The organism is Tabrizicola oligotrophica (genome assembly GCF_011008935.1).
Lineage (GTDB): Bacteria > Pseudomonadota > Alphaproteobacteria > Rhodobacterales > Rhodobacteraceae > Tabrizicola_A > Tabrizicola_A oligotrophica.
This window is the reverse complement of sequence record NZ_JAAIVJ010000011.1, coordinates 1-16173: the sequence shown is the minus strand read 5'-3', so window position 1 is coordinate 16173 and position 16173 is coordinate 1. Positions and strand designations below refer to the sequence as shown.

Here is a 16173-nt window from a genome sequence, read left to right as displayed (position 1 = left end):
AATAGATTACTGAAATAGTCAGGATAGTAAAGCCCCTTTTCGGCGCCCCCTCCGTGCATCGCCGGAGAGGGGCGGAAATCCGGCGTCAGTCCGCCATGCCGACTGCGCGCCGATAGCCGCGATTGCCGTAAAGCAGGGCATCCGGGCGATCCGACAGCGTCACCGCCGTCACCTGTCCCATCAGGATGTAATGCGTCTCCCACAAAAGCGCGGTTTTCAGGGTGCATTCGAAGCTGGCGGCGGCCTGCGCCAGAACCGGCTGCCCCCCCTGCCCCGGCTGCCAGTCCACCCGGTCAAACCGGCTGCCCTCTCCGCCCGAAGCCCCCTTGTCGCGGCCCGAGAAGATGTCGGAATGGCCCTGTTGCGCCTGGTTCAGAAGGTTGGCGCAGAAGGCACGGTTTTGCAGGATCGCCGCGGCGGCGGGGCTCTTGTGATGGATGCAGACCAGAAGCGAAGGGGCCTCGCCATCGGCCGACACCGAGGTCATCGACGACACGGTGACGCCGTGCTGCCCGCCCGGCCCGTCGGTGGTGATGACAGACACGAAGGTGGCGGCGCGGCTCATGCCCTCGACGAAGGATTGGCGCAGGTCCATCGGCTCACCCCAGATCGAAGAAGCGTTGCAATTCGACATCCGGCACTTTCTTGGCAAACTGGTCGTGCTGGCTTTGGCGCGTGGCCGAGAAGGCATCGACAAAGCGGCTGCCGAGCCAGTCTCGGGCAAAGTCCGATCCGCGCAGCCGGGCAATCGCCTCGGGCATCGAGCGGGCGTAATCGGCGCCCTCCTGCGGGTTGGCATGGCCGTTGCCCTTCACCTCGGGCTGCGGCTCGATCTTCTCGACGATGCCGGCCACCCCGGCGGCGATGGTGGCGGCGGCGGTGAGATAGGGGTTGGTGTCGGCGCCGGGCAGGCGGTTCTCCACCCGCAGACTGCCCGCATCATGACCGACGACGCGGAAACAGGTGGTGCGGTTCTCATAGCCCCAGGTCAGGCCGGGCGGCGCAAAGGTGCCGGGCGCGAAGCGGCGATAGCTGTTCACCGTCGGCAGGAAGACAAGGCTCATGTCGCCGATATACTTCTGCAAGCCCCCGATGAAATGCCGGAAGGTCTGGCTCATCGCATTTTCGGCCCCGACCTCGTGGAACAGAGTCTTGCCGGCGGCGTCCTTCATCGAGATGTGCAGATGGATCGACTGGCTGTCGGCGGTCTCGATCCAGCGCGGCATGAAGGTGACCGAGCGGCCCTGCCGCAGTGCCAGCGCCCGGATGAAGTTCTTCAAAAGCACCAGCTGGTCGGCCGGCTCCAGCCCCTGCCCGGCGCCGATGCAGGCCTCAAGGAAGCCGCCGCCGATTTCCTCGTGCATCTTGGCCAGGTCGATCTTTAGAGGCCCGCACATCTCGGACAGCGCCTCGTACCATTCGCTCTGCACGGTCTGGTAAAGGATCAGATCGTGGCTGGCGTGCATGGTGGCGGTCTTGAGGTTGCGATAGCCCTTGTCGCGCGCCGATTCCGGGGTTTCGTCAAAGAGCGTGTATTCCAGCTCCATCCCGTATTTCGGATGCAAGCCATGGCCCGCCGCCCGTTCCAGCACTCGCTTCAGGATCGAGCGCGGGCAAAGCTGCGAGGTCTCGCCGGAATAGTTGGTCAGCACCAGAAGGTCATGGCCGGGCTTGGCCCAGGGAATGCGGCGGACGGTGGCGGGATCGACGACCAGCGGGTCGTCATGGAAATCGCCGGTGCCGTCGGTGACGCCCGGCATCTCCAGCATCTCATCGGTCGGGTCGAGCGCCAGTTGCGCCGGCGACATGCCCATGCCGTTCTTCACGATGCCCTTGAGGCTGGAGACCGACACCATCTGCCCGCGCAACAGACCGTTGGTATCGACCAGCGCCACCGTGGCAAAGCGGCTGTTCTCGTCATCCATGTAAGCTTGCAGTGTCATGGCGTTCCCTGTGCTGGGCCCTGTTCGCTAAGGGCTTGAAGTTGGGCCAGATCGGTGGCCGGATCGGTGGAATAGGCCTTCAGGAACACCCGAAGCCCGTTGGTGATGAAGCGGTTGAGATCGGCGCGCGAGGGCAGGTTTTCCGGGTCATGCAGCGCGCGGTTGCGCGGGGCCGACAGGACAAGGCCCCAGAGGTCCTCGGCGGCCATTTCGGCATCGTCGAAGGTCAGGCGACCCTCGGCCTTGCGGGCCATGAGATAGTCCATCATCCCCGCCAGCATCCGCTCCGGCCCGGCGGCCTGATAGGCGCGGCCGATCTCGGGAAAGCGCTGCGCCTCGCCGATGATGAGCCGCGCGAGCGACAGGAATTCGGGGCGCAGCACGGTGCCGGCATAGTGCCAGGAAAATGCCCAAAGCTCTGGCACAAGGCCCAGCCCGTCGGGTTCTTCAAAGGCCCCGAGCATGGTATCGCGCTGTTCGGCCATGATGGCACCGAAAAGCTGTTCCTTGGAGCCAAAGTATTGATACAGCGTCGGTTTCGACACGCCCGCCAGCGCCGCGATGGCGTCCATCGAGGTGCCGGAATAGCCCTGATCGGCGAAAACCTTCAGCGCAGAGTCAAGAATCCGGCGCTCTTTGGCCAGACGGTTGCGGGTTCTGGGGGGCAGCGCGGTCATGGGATCAGGCGGGCGAGATAGGGGATCAGGGCGGCGTTATATGCCAGCGGGCCTTCGACGTTGCAGACATGTCCGACGCCGGCGATCGTCTCATAGCGCACATCGGGCCGGGCGCTGCCCATCTGCGGCGCGGCGTCAAGGATGCGGCCCGCCACGGCGCGGATTTCGGAAGGCGGCGCCAGCCGGTCATGCTCGCCCGTCATCAAGAGAACCGGCATGGTCAGCCGCGAAAAGTCGAACCGCTCCAAGGGGTTGGTAAAGCAGACCAGAGCGTCGCGGTAGGTCGCCGCGGGAATGGCTGACATCGAGGCGAGAAGCTCGGCCCGCACCGCCTCGGACGCGTCGGGTCCGGCGATGACCTTGACCACGGCGGGCGCGAAATCGGCCGGAACCTGGCCGGCATTCAGCGGCACTTCGCGGCTGACACGGAAGGCTTCGCGCTCCTCGGGACCGGCCTCGGACATGCCGGTGCAGCCGCCCGACAGCACCAGCCCCGCCAGAAGGCCCGGATGGCGCATGGCGAAGGAGGTGGCGATCCACGAGCCATAGGAGAGGCCGACCAGCACCAGTTTCTTGGCGCCGAAATGCTGCATCACCCGCAGGATGTCGTCGCAATAATCATCGACATTCGATTGCCGGAAGCCCAGCGTTGACTCGCCATAGCCGCGCAGGTCCATGGCGCAGGCGGTCATCAGATGCCCCGCCTGCTGCACCTGCCGCGCCCAGTTCTGCCGCGCCCCGCCGATGCCGTGCAGGAACAAGACCAGCGTGTCGCCCTTGCGCGCGGTATGGCTCAGGCCAAGGCGCGGCGTGCCGTCAAGGATGGTGTCGGTCAGGGGAAGGGCCCGATTTTCGTCGAAAATCGGCACGCGCGCCTGCCCGGCGCGGGCCAGAATGGCCTCGATCCCGGCCTCGAACACCGGCGCGGTGCCCTTGGCAATCTCGGAGGCACGCGGCCCCGGCGCCTCGATCTCGGCAGTCCAGGTGATGACCGAGCCGCCCGCCTCGCGCGGCGAGATGGTCAGCCGGGCGGTGTAGCGGGTCGCCCCCCGGATGCCGTCAAGATGGGTATAGGCCAGCGTGTGATCGCTGTCTGACAGGTACGTCAGCTGCTCGCGGTAGACGGTATCCTCGCCATGGGCGGTAAAGCGGCGGATCTGCGCGCCCTTCTCGCCCCGCTCCTCGGCGATGGTCGCCAGGAACGGGTGCCACAGCCCGCAGAAATCGCGGGCGGTGGGCCAGAGCGCGGCAGGGCTTGCCTCGGTCCGCGCCATGACATGCACCGTCTCGCGGCCCATCAGCGCAGCATCCGCAACTGGCCCGAGTCGCCGCGCCACAGGCTGTTGCGCGCCCCGCCTTCGTCGCCGGGGGCATGGTCCAGCTCGTCCATCTCATAAAGCGCGAGGACGCCGATGTAATCCTCCATGATTTCCGAGGTATAGGGCAACATCAGCGCGCCGCAGCGGCTGTCGCGGTACATCCGCTCCAGGGGCAGCGAGCGCAGCATCGACTGGCCACCACAGGTGCGGATCGCCATGGCGGTGATTTCCTGCACGCCTTCCATGACGTTGTATTGCGCGGCATACATCCGCATCACCTCGCCTTTGCTGGGGAAACCCTTGCATTCGGAAAACGCCTGCGTCCAGAGCGCGCGCATGTTGGCCAGCCGGGCATACATCTTGCTGACCGCCACGCGCTTGGTGGCATACATCCGCCGGTCGATCGGCGGCTGGCCGGGGATCTTGCCCTGAAGATAGGCGACGGTGAAGTCATAGGCGCCTTGCGCCACGCCCATATAGGTGGGGCTGAGCGTCGCCATCATGTGCGGCCAGTTCGGCAGGGTCTTGCCGAAGATGCCGCGCGGCATCAAGAGGTCGTCCTTGGTGACGAAGACGTCCTTCAGGATCAGGTCGCGGCTGTTGGTGCCGCGCATGCCCAAGGGGTCCCAGTCGCCCTTGACCATCAGGCCGGGGGCATCCTTGTGGACGACGAACAGCTTGGTGTCCTCGTGGCGCGGCTCCATGCCCTCGAACACCTCGGTGCAGACGATGGTGTAATAGTCACAATAGCCGGCGAGCGAGGCGAATTTCTTGAAGCCATTGATCTTCCAGCCGCCGTCGACAGCACGCGCCTGAGTCTGGTTCGGCTTCGATGTCCAGTTCTGGCCGCCTTCGGAGATCGGCTGCGAGAAGATCGCGCGTTCCTTCATGGCGCGGGTGAACTGGCGGGCGCGCAAGGGCGCGAACTCGGCCTTCTCCTCGGGCGTCAGGTTCGGCATGTCATACATGAAGCGCGACCAGGCCATCGACGAGTTGTGCATGTTGAACGTCAGCGCGGTCGCGCCGCAGTATTTGGCAATTTCGGCGCCCACCATGGCATATTCGCCCATCGAAAAGCCCCAGCCGCCGAATTCGGTCGGGATCGACAGGCCAAGGAAACCGGCATCGGCCAGATCCTTGTAGTTTTCGGTCGGGAAAGAGGCGTCGTCATCCACCCCCTTGGCGCGGGCGGCAAAGGCCGGACCCATTTCGTTGATCTTGTCCAAGGCCGCGAGGACTTCGGGACGGATGCGGGAGAGGTCGTAGTAGTCGGCGGGGGTGCTCATTGGGGGAAGCCTTTTCGTTTGGGGAACGCGCCGCGGCGCAAATCTGACCGCGACCGGCACGCGGGGGTGGGAGCGATATATCGCGCCCGCCCCCGGGGGGCGGGTCGGGCGCGGTCAGATTTGCTTGGGGCAAATCCGACAAGGAAAAGCTGTGACGTCACAGCGCCAGCTCGCCCTGCAACACGCCCGCCTTGACGACAATCTTGCCGTCAAGGGCGATGGTGCAGTTGCGCATCGGCAGGTCGAAATGGCCCAGCGTATAGCGCCCGGCATACTGGTTGGCGCCGGTCGACCACAGGAAGCTGCCGGGCAGCGCGCGGAACTCGACGGCCTGCATGTCGCGCTTGTCATACATCGCCGCCGAGACCCATTTCGCGCCCGGATGCACGCCCCAACCGACATGGGAGATGCCATAGGCGTTCTTGTCCTCCCAGGCCTCCATGTACTCGCGGAAATGCAGCGCATCGATGCCGTCGCCCTTGATGGCGGTGACGAAATCGTTCTCGACCGTGCAATCGATGCGGCTGGTGAGATAGGTCTTGAACGTCAGGTTCATGTCGCCGACGTCCATCACGATGCGGCCGTTGACGGTGTTCTTGCCGGGGAAGGCCAGGCACAGCCCGCCCGGCCAATGCGCCACGGCGCCGGGCGTGGTGCCGAAACCGGGAGTGCCGCCGCAAGGCGCATCGCGCAGGTCGATGCTCAGGTCGGTGCCGGCGGCGGAGGTGACGCGCATTTCGCGGGCCTCGCGCAGCATCTGGATGCCGAGCGTGACGCGGGCCGCGTGTTCGGCTTTCGGCTCGGTGCGTTCGAGAATCTCGGGGTGTTCGTTGGTGATGACCAGCAGCCGCGCCCGGCCGGCGTCCTCGATCTCGGGCCATTCGGGGGCATGGATCAGGCCTTCGACCGTGCAATCGACGATGATGTCTTGCAGCTTCAGCGCCTCGATCACCGCGCGGTTGCCCTGAATGGCCCAACTCGTGCCGGTGGATTTCACCGGAACCGGCGCGACTTGCGGCAGGGTCGGCATCTGGATCAGGCAGAACTCGGCGCCAAGGTCATAGGCGGCCAGCTCACAGAGCTGGATCAGCACCGGGCGCGACTGGGTTTCGGAAATGATCGCCATCCGGGTGCCCTTGGTCACGCCGTTCAGCGCAAAGACCCGGCGGAAGGCCGCGAGCCATTTGCCTTCGATCCGTTCCTGTAGCATCCCCTGCCCTCCCGCTGGTCTGGCCCATTTTCTTACTGATCGGTTTAGTAATTATGAGATTCAGGATTCTGTCAACAGGATTTTCGAAAATCCTTTCGCTTGCGAAAATGCGCCTTGGAACCAGCCGGGGAAATACCGCCACCCCCGGCGCCGCGACGGCATCCGGGGGCGATTTCTGCAGCAGAAATCGGCGCGGAAATCGTGCGATTTCCGGCGCTTGCGGTCAGGTCTTGCCCATGCCGGTCCAGCTCGCCCAGTTTGGCCGCGCCATCTCGAAAGTGTCGCCGGTCCGAACGTAGGTCGAGCCATAGCTCCGGCCGATCAGGTGCAGCGCCGGCGTGTCGATATGCGCGCGCTCGGGATTCTTCACGAAGCGGTCTTCGATATGAACGGCCTTCACCCGGCCGATCACCACGGTCTGACAGGGGCCGGTGATGACCGAACTCAGCAGCCGGCACTCGAAGGCCACCGGGCTGCCCTTGATGCGCGGCGGCCGCACGTGGGTCGACGGCAGGGTTTCCAGCCCGGCGATGTCCAGCTCGTTCATGCCGCTCGGCGCGTCAAGCGCGGTGACGTTCATCGCCTCGGCCAGCGCCTCGGGCACGAGGTTGATGACGAACTCGCCAGTGGCATGGATGTTGGCCGCGGTGTCCTTGAAGGTCGACCCGGTGTCGGACTGGATGCCCAGCACGATGGTCGGCGGATCGGAGCCCATGGCGTTGAAAAAGCTGTAGGGCGCGGCGTTGAGGCGGCCCTCGCGGTCGGCGGTGACCACCCAGGCGATCGGCCGGGGCATGATGGTGGCGGCGAGAAGCTTGTAGGCGATGGGCTCGGCCACCGCATCCATGTCCCAATACATCAGACTTCCTTTACCGGAGTTTTCGGCCGGGTATCGACGGTCAGTTCGAACACATCGGGGCGGGCATAATGGCCGGTGACGTCGAAATCATACTTGGCGCGCAGGATTTCGGAAGGGTCAATTTCGGCGTAAAGAATTGTTTCGCCGCTGAAATCCGGGCCGGCCAGCACCTTGCCCAAAGGGCCGATGATGGCCGAGCCGCCGCGCATCATCACCGTGGCGGGGTCATCACCGAGGGCGCTTTCATGCTCGGGGCCATAGGCGGCGCGGGTGATGTGCTGGCAGGCGGTCAAGACGAACGTGCGGCCTTCCAGCGCGATGTGCTGCATGGTGGCCAGCCAGGTATCGCGATCATCTGCCGTCGGGGCGCAGTAAAGGCTGACTCCTTGGTGATACATGTGCATGCGCAGCGCCGGCATGTAGTTTTCCCAGCAGATCACCGCGCCCACCGTGCCGAAATCGGTCTTGAACGTGGGCAGGGTGGAGCCGTCGCCAAAGCCCCAGACCAGCCGCTCGCCCGCCGTCGGCATCAGCTTGCGGTGCTTGCCGACAAGGCCCTTGGCGCCCTCGAAATAAAGGACGGTGCAATAGAGCGTCGCCCCGTCGCGTTCGATGACCCCGACCACCGCGAAGGCGCCGGTCTCGGCGGCGGCCTCGGTGAGGAGCGCCACTTCAGGACCATCAAGGTCGATGGCGGCGGCGTGGTAGCGGGCAAAGGCGGCGCGGCCTTCGGGCTTGCGCAGGCCGATCGGGGCGCCGAAGCTTTCCCCCTTGGGGTAGCCGCCGATCAACGCCTCGGGAAAGACCACCAGCCGCGCGCCTTTGGCGGCGGCCTCGCGCAGGGCGGCGGCGGCTTTTTCGGCAGTGGCCATGGAGTCGGTGGGGATCGAGGCGATTTGCGCGACGGCGACGGTGACGGTCATGGATGCGGTCCTTTTGCGGACAGGACCGGGGGCTGGCCCCCGGACCCCCAGGATATTTGCGAACAGATGAAATCAGGAGCCAGTCTGGTCGTTTGGGGTGGAATTGACAACCGGGTGGCGCAGCGTGCCGATGCCTTCGACATGAGCCACGACGGTATCGCCGGGCCACATGAATTCCTGCGGGTCACGGCCGGCGCCGACGCCTTCCGGCGTGCCGGAGGCGATGATGTCGCCGGGTTCGAGCGTGATGCCCTGGCTGATGTCGGCGATGAGCTCATCGACCTTGAACAGCATCTTCGCAGTGTTCGAGCGCTGCTTTTCGACGCCGTTGACGGTGAGCCACAGCTCAAGGGTCTGCGGGTCGGGGATTTCATCGGCGGTGACGATCACCGGGCCGAAGGGGGCATAGCTGTCCATGCCCTTGGAATAGATCCACTGCCCGGCGCGGCGGTTGTCGCGGGCGGAGACGTCGATCATCACCGAATAGCCGAAGACGTGTTTCAGCGCAGTTTCGCGAGAGACGCGGCTGGCGCGGGTGCCGAGGATGACGGCGAGTTCGACCTCCCAGTCGAGTTGCCGGGTGATTTTGGAATTGTGCAGGATCGGCTCGTCCGGGCCGATCACGCTGGTCGGCGGCTTGGAGAAGATCACCGGCTGTTTCGGCAAGTCCTTGTTGGTGTCGAGCGCCTTGGCGCTTTCCAGCACATGGTCGAGGTAGTTGAGGCCGATGCCGAAGATGTTCTTGCGCGGCCGGGGGATCGGGGCCAGGAGGCGCACATTGGCGAGCGCCGTGGCGCTGTGGATCGGGAAATCGCCATCGGCCTCATCCAGGCAGGCTTGCAGGGCGGAAAGGCCGGGCCGTCCGGCGTCGATCAGGCCGAGCATGCTGTCCGGCAGATCCTCGCCGTAGGCCTCACCCAGGGCGGCCACGTCCACCACCAGATCATCGACGATCACGCCAAGGCGGGCGGCATCTTCGATGGATGCCCGATAAGTCACGAGTTTCATTCAGGTTTCCTTCAGAGGATCGGCTGGTGGCCGTTGTTGTCGGCAAAGGCCTCTTCGCGGTAGAGCCCGAGGGCGCGCATCACCGGCAGGTCGGAGAGGCAGAACAGGCAGGCGTCACCCCGGTCATCCAGATTGACATGTTCGTGCCAGGCCCAGGAGGGCACGCAGAAGATGTCGCGCTCCTGCCAGTCATAGCGCTTGCCGTTGATGATGGAATAGCCGCGGCCCTTGGCGACGTGGTAGAGATAGCTGCCGGTGTGGCGGTGCGCCTTTGTGTGTTCTCCCGCCCGAAGCATCTGCATCGAGGCGCCCATGGTGCGCATTACCGGGCCGTTCGTCGTGGGGTTGACGTAGTCCATCATCACCCCGTCGAAAGGCGAGCCTTCGGTGCAGCCTGCGTATTTCGACAGCGCGACATAGGTCGGCTCCCATTCGTATTTGAACATCGGCGAATAGCCGTGCGACCATTTGCCGGTGGAAGGCGTCAGGCCCGGATTGCCCCAGGTTTTCGTCATGTCATCCACGGCATAGCCGACCGCCTGGTTGAGATCGGGGTGAACCTCGTAGAAATTCGCCTCCATCGCGTTGACGAAGGGGATGTCCAGCCCGTCCTGCCACAGGCAGGTGGTGCCTTCGGCCGAGACACCGTGTTCATGCCAGGTGCCGTTCGGGGTGAGGACGAAATCATTGCCGCCAAGGGTCATCTTGTGGCCGTCGACGACCGTATAGGCGCCCCTGCCCTCCATGATGAAGCGGATCGCGCTGGCCGAGTGGCGGTGGGCGCCGGCCACCTCGCCAGGGTTCATCACCTGCAGGCCAGCGTAAATCCAGCCCACCGCGGCGGCAACATCGGTGCGGCCGGGGTTGTTGAGGTAGATCACCCGGCGGCCGGCCTTTTCCGGCGTCACCAGATCGACCGAGCGGATCACATGCTCGCGCAGATCCTTGTAGCGCCAGACCACCGGCACCGACTGCGATTTCGGTTCCCAGGGTTCGATCTTGTTGGCCACGGTCCAGAGCGCGCCGGTGTGGTATTTCTCCAGATCGTCGTAATAGGACAGCAGCTCGGGCGTGTCCTCGACATTGGCGCGGCCGATGACGTCTTCGCGGTGGTTCTCATGCGCTTTGGCCATGAAGGCTTCTCCCGGATGCAGGGTGCGTTTCCGCGGTGCAGTGTGGCGTGAATTATTTTCGATGGCAATACGGATTTTCGAAAATCTTGGATTTGCCAAACAGACACGCCTGCGCCATAGTGGCCGGGAAAAGGGGCAAAAACCATGACACTTGCCGAAAAAGCCTATGACAGCCTGCGCCGCGACATCGTGGCGGGACATCTGAAACCCGGTGCCCCCCTGCGCATGGCGCAGCTGTCGGAACGCTATGACATGGGTTTTTCGCCGCTGCGCGAGGCGCTGAACCGGTTGCAGGCGGAGCGGCTGGTGACATCGGTGGCGCTGAAGGGGTTTTCTGTGGCGCCCCTGTCGATGGACGAGATGTGGGACGCCACCAACACCCGCATCCTGATCGAATCCCGCGCGCTGCGCCTGTCGATCGAACAGGGCGGCGATGAGTGGGAGGCCGGCATCGTCGGCACGCTGCACGCGCTGATGTTGCAGGCCGCGCGGGGGACGGCCAGCGAAGACGACGCCCGCGCGCTGGAGGTCCGGCACCACGCCTTTCACAAGGCGCTTCTGGTGGCCTGCGGGTCGGGCTGGCTGATGGAATTCTTCCAGCGGCTTTATGTCGAGAGCGAACGCTACCGTCATCCGATGCTGGCCCCCCGCCCCGGCGAACCGGCCCGCGATGTGCAGGCCGAACACGAGGCACTGGCCAGGGCGACGCTGGCGCGCGATGCCGATCTGGCTTGCGCGCTTCTGGCCGATCACTACCGGCGCACCGCGCAGCGGCTGGAAAGCCTGATGGCGCCGGTTGCCGCAGCCGGCTGAGGCCGGATTGATTCCCGTCCGACAGGGGCTTAGGCTGCAGCGATGATTACGCAAAAGATGAAATATGCGCTGAAGGCGCTTCTGGTGCTGGCCGACGAGGCCGCAAAGACGACGCCCGAGGCCTTGACCATCGAAGAGGTGGCAAGACGTGCCGGCACGCCGAAGCGGTTTCTCGAGCATATCCTGCTGGAGCTGCGCAATGCCGGCGTGATCCGCTCGACCCGCGGCCGGTCGGGGGGATACTCGCTGCTGAAGGCGCCGGCCGACATTTCCATTCCCGAGCTTTTGCGCACCATCGACGGCCCCATCGCCCCGCTGCCCTGCCTGTCGCGCTCGGCCTATCAGCGCTGCGAGGATTGCAAGGACGAGGCTGCCTGCCGCATCCGCCGGGTCTTTGCCGAGGTGTTCTGGTCCTATCTGGTCATCATCGAAAGCCTGACGCTTGCCGACATGCTGCGCGCCGATGCGCCGCAGATCGCGCTTTGACCGCCCCCAAAACCCTTGCGCCCCGCCCCCCATCCGCCTAGATAGGCGCGTCAGCCCCATGCGCCCGAACCGGCGCCAAAGCTTAGCGAAGGCCTCATGGAAAACGTCGTTCTCACCGTCCACCTCATCCTTGCCCTGCTTCTGATCGGCGTCGTGCTGTTGCAGCGCTCTGAAGGCGGCGGCCTTGGCATGGGCGGCGGCGGCGCGATCTCGGCCCGTGGCGCGGCGACGGCGCTCGGCAAGATCACCTGGGTTCTGGCGGCGGCCTTCATCGTGACCTCGATCACGCTGACCATCCTTGCGGCAGGCGAGGGCAAGACCGGCTCGGTCGCCGACCAGATCGGCATCGAAGCCCCCGCCCCCAAGGCCGAGGCTCCGGCCACCGATCTTCTGCCGCCTGCCCCGGCGGACGCCCCGGCCACCCCGGAAAAAGCCGAAAACTGACCTCAACCTGTTGCGGCGCTGCCGGAACCTGAAACAGCATCTTGCGGTGCGGTTGCGCGCTTGGCCATCCTCGGCTATAGGTCAACTCCCGTGATGCTGTGATTCCAGATCCGCGAATCGCACGAATTCAAACCACGGGAGACCCCACATGGCGCGCTATATCTTCATCACCGGCGGCGTGGTGTCTTCGCTTGGCAAAGGCTTGGCCTCGGCGGCACTTGGCGCGCTGTTGCAGGCCCGCGGCTATACGGTGCGGTTGCGCAAGCTTGACCCCTATCTGAACGTCGACCCCGGCACCATGTCGCCCTTCGAACATGGCGAGGTCTTCGTCACCGATGACGGGGCGGAAACCGATCTCGATCTTGGCCATTACGAGCGCTTCACCGGGGTTCACGCCCGCACGACCGACAGCATCTCCTCGGGCCGGATCTATTCCAACGTGCTGGAGAAGGAGCGCCGGGGCGACTACCTCGGCAAGACCATTCAGGTCATTCCGCACGTCACCAATGAAATCAAGGACTTCCTGCGCATCGGCGACAATGAGGTCGATTTCATGCTGTGCGAGATCGGCGGCACGGTGGGCGACATCGAGGGCCTGCCGTTCTTCGAATCCATCCGCCAGTTCATCCATGAGCGCCCGCGCGGCCAGTCGATCCTGATGCATCTGACGCTGCTGCCCTATCTGTCGGCCTCGGGCGAGTTGAAGACCAAGCCCACGCAGCATTCGGTCAAGGAGTTGCAGAGCATCGGCCTTGCCCCCGACGTGCTGGTCTGCCGCTCGGAACACCCGATCCCCGAGCGGGAGCTGGAGAAGATCGCGCTCTTTTGCAACGTCCGCAAGGAGGCTGTCGTCCCGGCCTATGACCTGAAGACGATCTACGAGGCGCCGCTCGCCTATCACCGCGCGGGTCTCGATCAGGCGGTGCTGGATGCCTTCGGAATCACCCCGGCGCCGAAGCCGAACCTCAGCCGCTGGGAAGACGTGATGGACCGCATCACCCACCCGGAAGGCGAGGTGCGCGTGGCGATTGTCGGCAAGTATACCCAGCTTGAGGACGCCTATAAGTCGATCGCCGAGGCGCTGACCCATGGCGGCATGGCGAACCGCACCAAGGTCCGCGCCGAATGGATCGATTCCGAGATCTTCGAACGTGAAGACCCCGCGCCCTATCTGGAAAGCTTCAATGCCATTCTGGTGCCCGGCGGCTTTGGCGAACGCGGCACCGAAGGCAAGATCAAGGCCGCCACCTTTGCCCGGGAAAAGAAGGTGCCCTATCTTGGCATCTGCCTTGGCATGCAGATGGCGGTGATCGAGGCCAGCCGCAATCTGGCGGGCATCCCCGATGCCGGCTCGGAGGAGTTCGACCACGAGGCCAGGGCCAAGCGCTTTACGCCCGTGGTCTATCACCTGAAGGAATGGGTGCAGGGCAACCACACCGTGCGCCGCAAGGCCGATGACGCCAAGGGCGGCACCATGCGTCTGGGCGCCTATACCGCGAACCTGAAAGCGGGGTCCAGGGTGGCGCAGGTTTACGGCACCACCGTGATCGAGGAACGCCACCGCCACCGCTACGAGGTGGACGCCAAGTATATCGAGGGCCTTGAGAAATGCGGCCTGATCTTTAGCGGCATGAGCCCCGACGGCCGCCTGCCCGAGATCGTCGAGGTCAAGGACCACCCCTGGTTCATCGGCGTCCAGTTCCACCCGGAACTGAAGTCCAAACCCTTCGCCCCGCACCCGCTGTTCGCCGATTTCATCCGGGCGGCGAAGGAGGCGGAGCGGTTGGTGTGAGGGCGCACTGCTACGTAGACCAAAACGTACTTGGCCACCTTGATAACGACGAGGTTGTCAATTTGTTCAGAAAATTGCGGAAGAATGATATTCTTCCGGTAGTGTCACACTTTCATTTGACAGAAATTTGTCGCAGTCCCAATTTCGAAAAATATGTGCCACGCCTCGAGAAGTTGGATCCATTCTTTTTGTCATCAGAAAGATCGAACCAACTTCGGAAACACGGAAAAGCTGACCTCTCAAGTATGAATGTGAGTTCGGAAGTTAAATGGCACCGAGAAAACATATACACTATCGAATCTAAATATCTTGAAACTGTGTTTCCCCTTTTGAAACTGATTAGCGGATTGGGGGAGATTGATGACAAGGAGTTGGTTGAAGATCTTGTCACTTCGATGCGCGATGCCGTTGAGCAACTGACAAAGGAATCTGGTAGAACTCTACAGTCAGAATATGTCGCCATCTCTGCGCTTTTAGACCGCGTGGAATTAGAAATGCGAGAAAACTTATCAAGAATTAATCTCAGTCAAGATGTCGAGCGGTTCTCCTCCGTTCGCGCCAAGATTGCATCGCTTGGCAACATTTCTCAAATACCCGTAGAACGGGTCGCCGAAACTGTTTTCAATCAAATGACCGACGACGGCCGAACAGAAATAACTACAGAGTATCCGCGCGGTTTTGCTCAGAATTTCTCAAACCGTGCCGAAAGGCTTACGGCGTTTTCTTTGACGCTATACTCACTTGGTGCTATCGCTAAAACAGGAAGAAACTATTCCGGGGCACCTAGTAATCAGAAAAGCAAGTTTCGCGCTCAGTTTCTTGATTGCTTGCACATCGGCGAAGCCGGATATTTTGATGCATTTGTTACATGTGACGCAGGGGCGCATCGTCTTGCAGGCGCGGTTTACAGTTATGCCGGATTGCCGACACTATCGCTTCAAATGACATTCAACTAAGAAATAAGAGCACGCCCCGCCCCCGCCCGGAATCAAGGCGCGCATGCGCCGCCGGGCCGCGCCCGACCTCCCCCCGGGAGGGCGCGATTGCAACCTCAGCCGCTAGAACTGCGGTGGGGTTGGTTGCACCATAAATCGCCCAGAACAGCCGTTGCTGCGCCCACCCGAGGTCGGGCGCGGCCCTTTGTTGTGATTTTCGCATGGGCGTTTAGACTGCGGGAAAAATCAGGAGTTCCCCAGTAAGCGTCCGGCCTGACCGCTACCCGCGCCATTTCCACGGCAGCAAGTCATCGACCTTGGTGATCTTGTAGTCGGGGATGCGGGCGATGGTGTCTGCGAGCCAGGCGTGGGGATCGACGGCGTTGAGCTTGGCGGTTTCGATCAGGGTGTAGGCTATGGCGCCGGCCTTGCCGCCTGCCTCGGACCCGACGAAGAGGTAGTTCTTCCGCCCGAGGGCGATGGGGCGCATGCCACGTTCGGCGGCGTTGTTGTCCAATTCGAGGATGCCGTGATCGAGGTATGGGCGCAGGCGTTCCATTCGGGTCAATGCGTATCGGATAGCGGATGCGAGCGGGGATTTGCCAGAGATCGTGGTGAGTTGCATGGCCAGCCATCGCTCCAGATCGTCGAAGACCGGGGCAGCATGGGCGTGGCGGAGTTCGGCGCGTCGATCAGGTGGCGACCCTCTGGCCTCCTTCTCCACAGCATAAAGCTGGGCGATCCGGCCGATGGCCTCTTCGGCGATGGGCGAGCCTTGCGACCGGTGGATGTCGACGAACTTGCGCCTGACATGGGCCATGCAGGCGACTTCGCGGATGGCGCCGGAGCGGTAGAGGTCCTCGAACCCTGCATAGCCGTCGGCATGCATCCAGCCACGGTATCGGGCGAGGTGATCCTTGGGGTGCTGACCTTTGCGGTCGCCGGAGAACCGATACCAGGTTGCCGGGGGCACAGTGCTTCCCCATGGCCGTTCATCGCGGGCATAGGTCCAGAGCCTTGCTGTCTGGGTCTTGCCAGTGCCGGGTGCCAGCATGCTGATGGGCGTATCGTCAGCAAAGATCGCCTCGGCCGACAGGACATGTCGTCCAATGGCATCGGCGAGGGGTTCCAGCAGGGCGGTGGTCTTGCCGACCCAATCGGCCAGGGTCGAACGGTCCAGATCGAGCCCTTCGCGGTCGAAGATCTGGCTTTGCCTATAGAGTGGCAGATGATCGGCATACTTGCTGACCAGCACATGGGCCAAGAGACCCGGCCCGGGGCGGCCGCGTTCGATGGGCCGCGACGGGAGCGGGGCTTGCACGAAGCGTTCGCAGCACGAGCAGGT

16 protein-coding genes are annotated in these 16173 nt (G+C 63.6%); 5 read left to right on the top strand and 11 right to left on the bottom strand.

Features of this window, described 5'->3' with window-relative positions; genetic code table 11:
* Positions 1 to 85: 85 nt before the first annotated feature.
* The 10 genes from G4Z14_RS15260 to G4Z14_RS15215 all read right to left on the bottom strand — a co-directional run bounded on the left by G4Z14_RS15260 (position 86) and on the right by G4Z14_RS15215 (position 10358).
* Positions 86 to 634, bottom strand: a complete 549-nt coding sequence (locus G4Z14_RS15260; protein ID WP_164627273.1) for a flavin reductase family protein — start codon at positions 632 to 634, stop codon at positions 86 to 88.
* Complete coding sequence (locus G4Z14_RS15255; RefSeq protein WP_164627271.1) at positions 600 to 1943, bottom strand: glutamine synthetase family protein; 1344 nt, start codon at positions 1941 to 1943, stop codon at positions 600 to 602. Before G4Z14_RS15255 ends, G4Z14_RS15260 begins: the two co-directional genes overlap by 35 nt.
* Positions 1940 to 2620: a TetR/AcrR family transcriptional regulator gene (locus G4Z14_RS15250; protein ID WP_164627269.1), complete on the bottom strand. Its 681-nt coding sequence runs from the start codon at positions 2618 to 2620 to the stop codon at positions 1940 to 1942. The genes G4Z14_RS15255 and G4Z14_RS15250 overlap by 4 nt, the downstream gene beginning before the upstream one ends.
* Positions 2617 to 3918, bottom strand: coding sequence for an alpha/beta fold hydrolase (locus G4Z14_RS15245; RefSeq protein ID WP_164627267.1), 1302 nt, complete (start codon positions 3916 to 3918; stop codon positions 2617 to 2619). The genes G4Z14_RS15250 and G4Z14_RS15245 overlap by 4 nt, the downstream gene beginning before the upstream one ends.
* Positions 3918 to 5225 (bottom strand): acyl-CoA dehydrogenase family protein, encoded by a 1308-nt coding sequence (locus G4Z14_RS15240; protein WP_164627265.1) that lies wholly within the window; start codon positions 5223 to 5225, stop codon positions 3918 to 3920. Before G4Z14_RS15240 ends, G4Z14_RS15245 begins: the two co-directional genes overlap by 1 nt.
* 157 nt (positions 5226 to 5382) lie before the next feature.
* Positions 5383 to 6435 (bottom strand): peptidase M29, encoded by a 1053-nt coding sequence (locus G4Z14_RS15235; protein WP_164627263.1) that lies wholly within the window; start codon positions 6433 to 6435, stop codon positions 5383 to 5385.
* Positions 6436 to 6658: 223 nt separating this feature from the next.
* On the bottom strand, positions 6659 to 7294 hold the full coding sequence (locus G4Z14_RS15230; RefSeq protein WP_164627261.1) for a flavin reductase family protein: 636 nt from the start codon (positions 7292 to 7294) through the stop codon (positions 6659 to 6661).
* Positions 7294 to 8217, bottom strand: coding sequence for a carbon-nitrogen hydrolase family protein (locus G4Z14_RS15225; protein ID WP_164627259.1), 924 nt, complete (start codon positions 8215 to 8217; stop codon positions 7294 to 7296). The genes G4Z14_RS15230 and G4Z14_RS15225 overlap by 1 nt, the downstream gene beginning before the upstream one ends.
* 72 nt (positions 8218 to 8289) lie before the next feature.
* Positions 8290 to 9225: a fumarylacetoacetate hydrolase family protein gene (locus G4Z14_RS15220; RefSeq protein ID WP_164627257.1), complete on the bottom strand. Its 936-nt coding sequence runs from the start codon at positions 9223 to 9225 to the stop codon at positions 8290 to 8292.
* A gap of 11 nt (positions 9226 to 9236) precedes the next feature.
* The gene (locus G4Z14_RS15215) at positions 9237 to 10358 is read right to left on the bottom strand and encodes a cupin domain-containing protein (protein ID WP_164627255.1); all 1122 of its coding nucleotides are present in this window, start codon (positions 10356 to 10358) and stop codon (positions 9237 to 9239) included.
* Positions 10359 to 10502: 144 nt separating this feature from the next.
* On the opposite strand from G4Z14_RS15215, the gene G4Z14_RS15210 reads away from it, so the two are divergent.
* The 5 genes from G4Z14_RS15210 (at position 10503) to G4Z14_RS15190 (ending at position 14849) form a co-directional block, all read left to right on the top strand.
* Positions 10503 to 11171, top strand: a complete 669-nt coding sequence (locus G4Z14_RS15210) for an FCD domain-containing protein (RefSeq protein WP_164627253.1) — start codon at positions 10503 to 10505, stop codon at positions 11169 to 11171.
* A gap of 42 nt (positions 11172 to 11213) precedes the next feature.
* Positions 11214 to 11657, top strand: coding sequence for an Rrf2 family transcriptional regulator (locus tag G4Z14_RS15205; protein WP_164627251.1), 444 nt, complete (start codon positions 11214 to 11216; stop codon positions 11655 to 11657).
* A gap of 96 nt (positions 11658 to 11753) precedes the next feature.
* The gene (gene secG / locus G4Z14_RS15200; RefSeq protein WP_164627249.1) at positions 11754 to 12101 is read left to right on the top strand and encodes a preprotein translocase subunit SecG; all 348 of its coding nucleotides are present in this window, start codon (positions 11754 to 11756) and stop codon (positions 12099 to 12101) included.
* 148 nt (positions 12102 to 12249) lie between these two features.
* Positions 12250 to 13893, top strand: coding sequence for a CTP synthase (locus G4Z14_RS15195; RefSeq protein ID WP_164627247.1), 1644 nt, complete (start codon positions 12250 to 12252; stop codon positions 13891 to 13893).
* A gap of 155 nt (positions 13894 to 14048) precedes the next feature.
* Positions 14049 to 14849 (top strand): hypothetical protein, encoded by an 801-nt coding sequence (locus G4Z14_RS15190; protein WP_164627245.1) that lies wholly within the window; start codon positions 14049 to 14051, stop codon positions 14847 to 14849.
* A 259-nt stretch (positions 14850 to 15108) separates the two neighbouring features.
* Here G4Z14_RS15190 and tnpC read toward each other — a convergent pair.
* The coding region (gene tnpC, locus G4Z14_RS15185) for an IS66 family transposase (RefSeq protein WP_164627243.1) at positions 15109 to 16173 on the bottom strand (1065 nt) is incomplete at its 5' end.

What these genes read in the sequence shown, in the direction of transcription:
- G4Z14_RS15225 (WP_164627259.1), bottom strand. Translation starts at nt 8,217, where the DNA reads ATGACCGTCACCGTCGCCGTCGCGCAAATCGCCTCGATCCCCACCGAC.
- G4Z14_RS15255 (WP_164627271.1), bottom strand. Translation starts at nt 1,943, where the DNA reads ATGACACTGCAAGCTTACATGGATGACGAGAACAGCCGCTTTGCCACG.
- G4Z14_RS15210 (WP_164627253.1), top strand. Translation starts at nt 10,503, where the DNA reads ATGACACTTGCCGAAAAAGCCTATGACAGCCTGCGCCGCGACATCGTG.
- G4Z14_RS15205 (WP_164627251.1), top strand. Translation starts at nt 11,214, where the DNA reads ATGATTACGCAAAAGATGAAATATGCGCTGAAGGCGCTTCTGGTGCTG.
- G4Z14_RS15215 (WP_164627255.1), bottom strand. Translation starts at nt 10,358, where the DNA reads ATGGCCAAAGCGCATGAGAACCACCGCGAAGACGTCATCGGCCGCGCC.
- G4Z14_RS15230 (WP_164627261.1), bottom strand. Translation starts at nt 7,294, where the DNA reads ATGTATTGGGACATGGATGCGGTGGCCGAGCCCATCGCCTACAAGCTT.
- G4Z14_RS15250 (WP_164627269.1), bottom strand. Translation starts at nt 2,620, where the DNA reads ATGACCGCGCTGCCCCCCAGAACCCGCAACCGTCTGGCCAAAGAGCGC.
- G4Z14_RS15245 (WP_164627267.1), bottom strand. Translation starts at nt 3,918, where the DNA reads ATGGGCCGCGAGACGGTGCATGTCATGGCGCGGACCGAGGCAAGCCCT.
- G4Z14_RS15240 (WP_164627265.1), bottom strand. Translation starts at nt 5,225, where the DNA reads ATGAGCACCCCCGCCGACTACTACGACCTCTCCCGCATCCGTCCCGAA.
- G4Z14_RS15235 (WP_164627263.1), bottom strand. Translation starts at nt 6,435, where the DNA reads ATGCTACAGGAACGGATCGAAGGCAAATGGCTCGCGGCCTTCCGCCGG.
- G4Z14_RS15260 (WP_164627273.1), bottom strand. Translation starts at nt 634, where the DNA reads ATGTCGAATTGCAACGCTTCTTCGATCTGGGGTGAGCCGATGGACCTG.
- G4Z14_RS15195 (WP_164627247.1), top strand. Translation starts at nt 12,250, where the DNA reads ATGGCGCGCTATATCTTCATCACCGGCGGCGTGGTGTCTTCGCTTGGC.
- G4Z14_RS15220 (WP_164627257.1), bottom strand. Translation starts at nt 9,225, where the DNA reads ATGAAACTCGTGACTTATCGGGCATCCATCGAAGATGCCGCCCGCCTT.
- secG (WP_164627249.1), top strand. Translation starts at nt 11,754, where the DNA reads ATGGAAAACGTCGTTCTCACCGTCCACCTCATCCTTGCCCTGCTTCTG.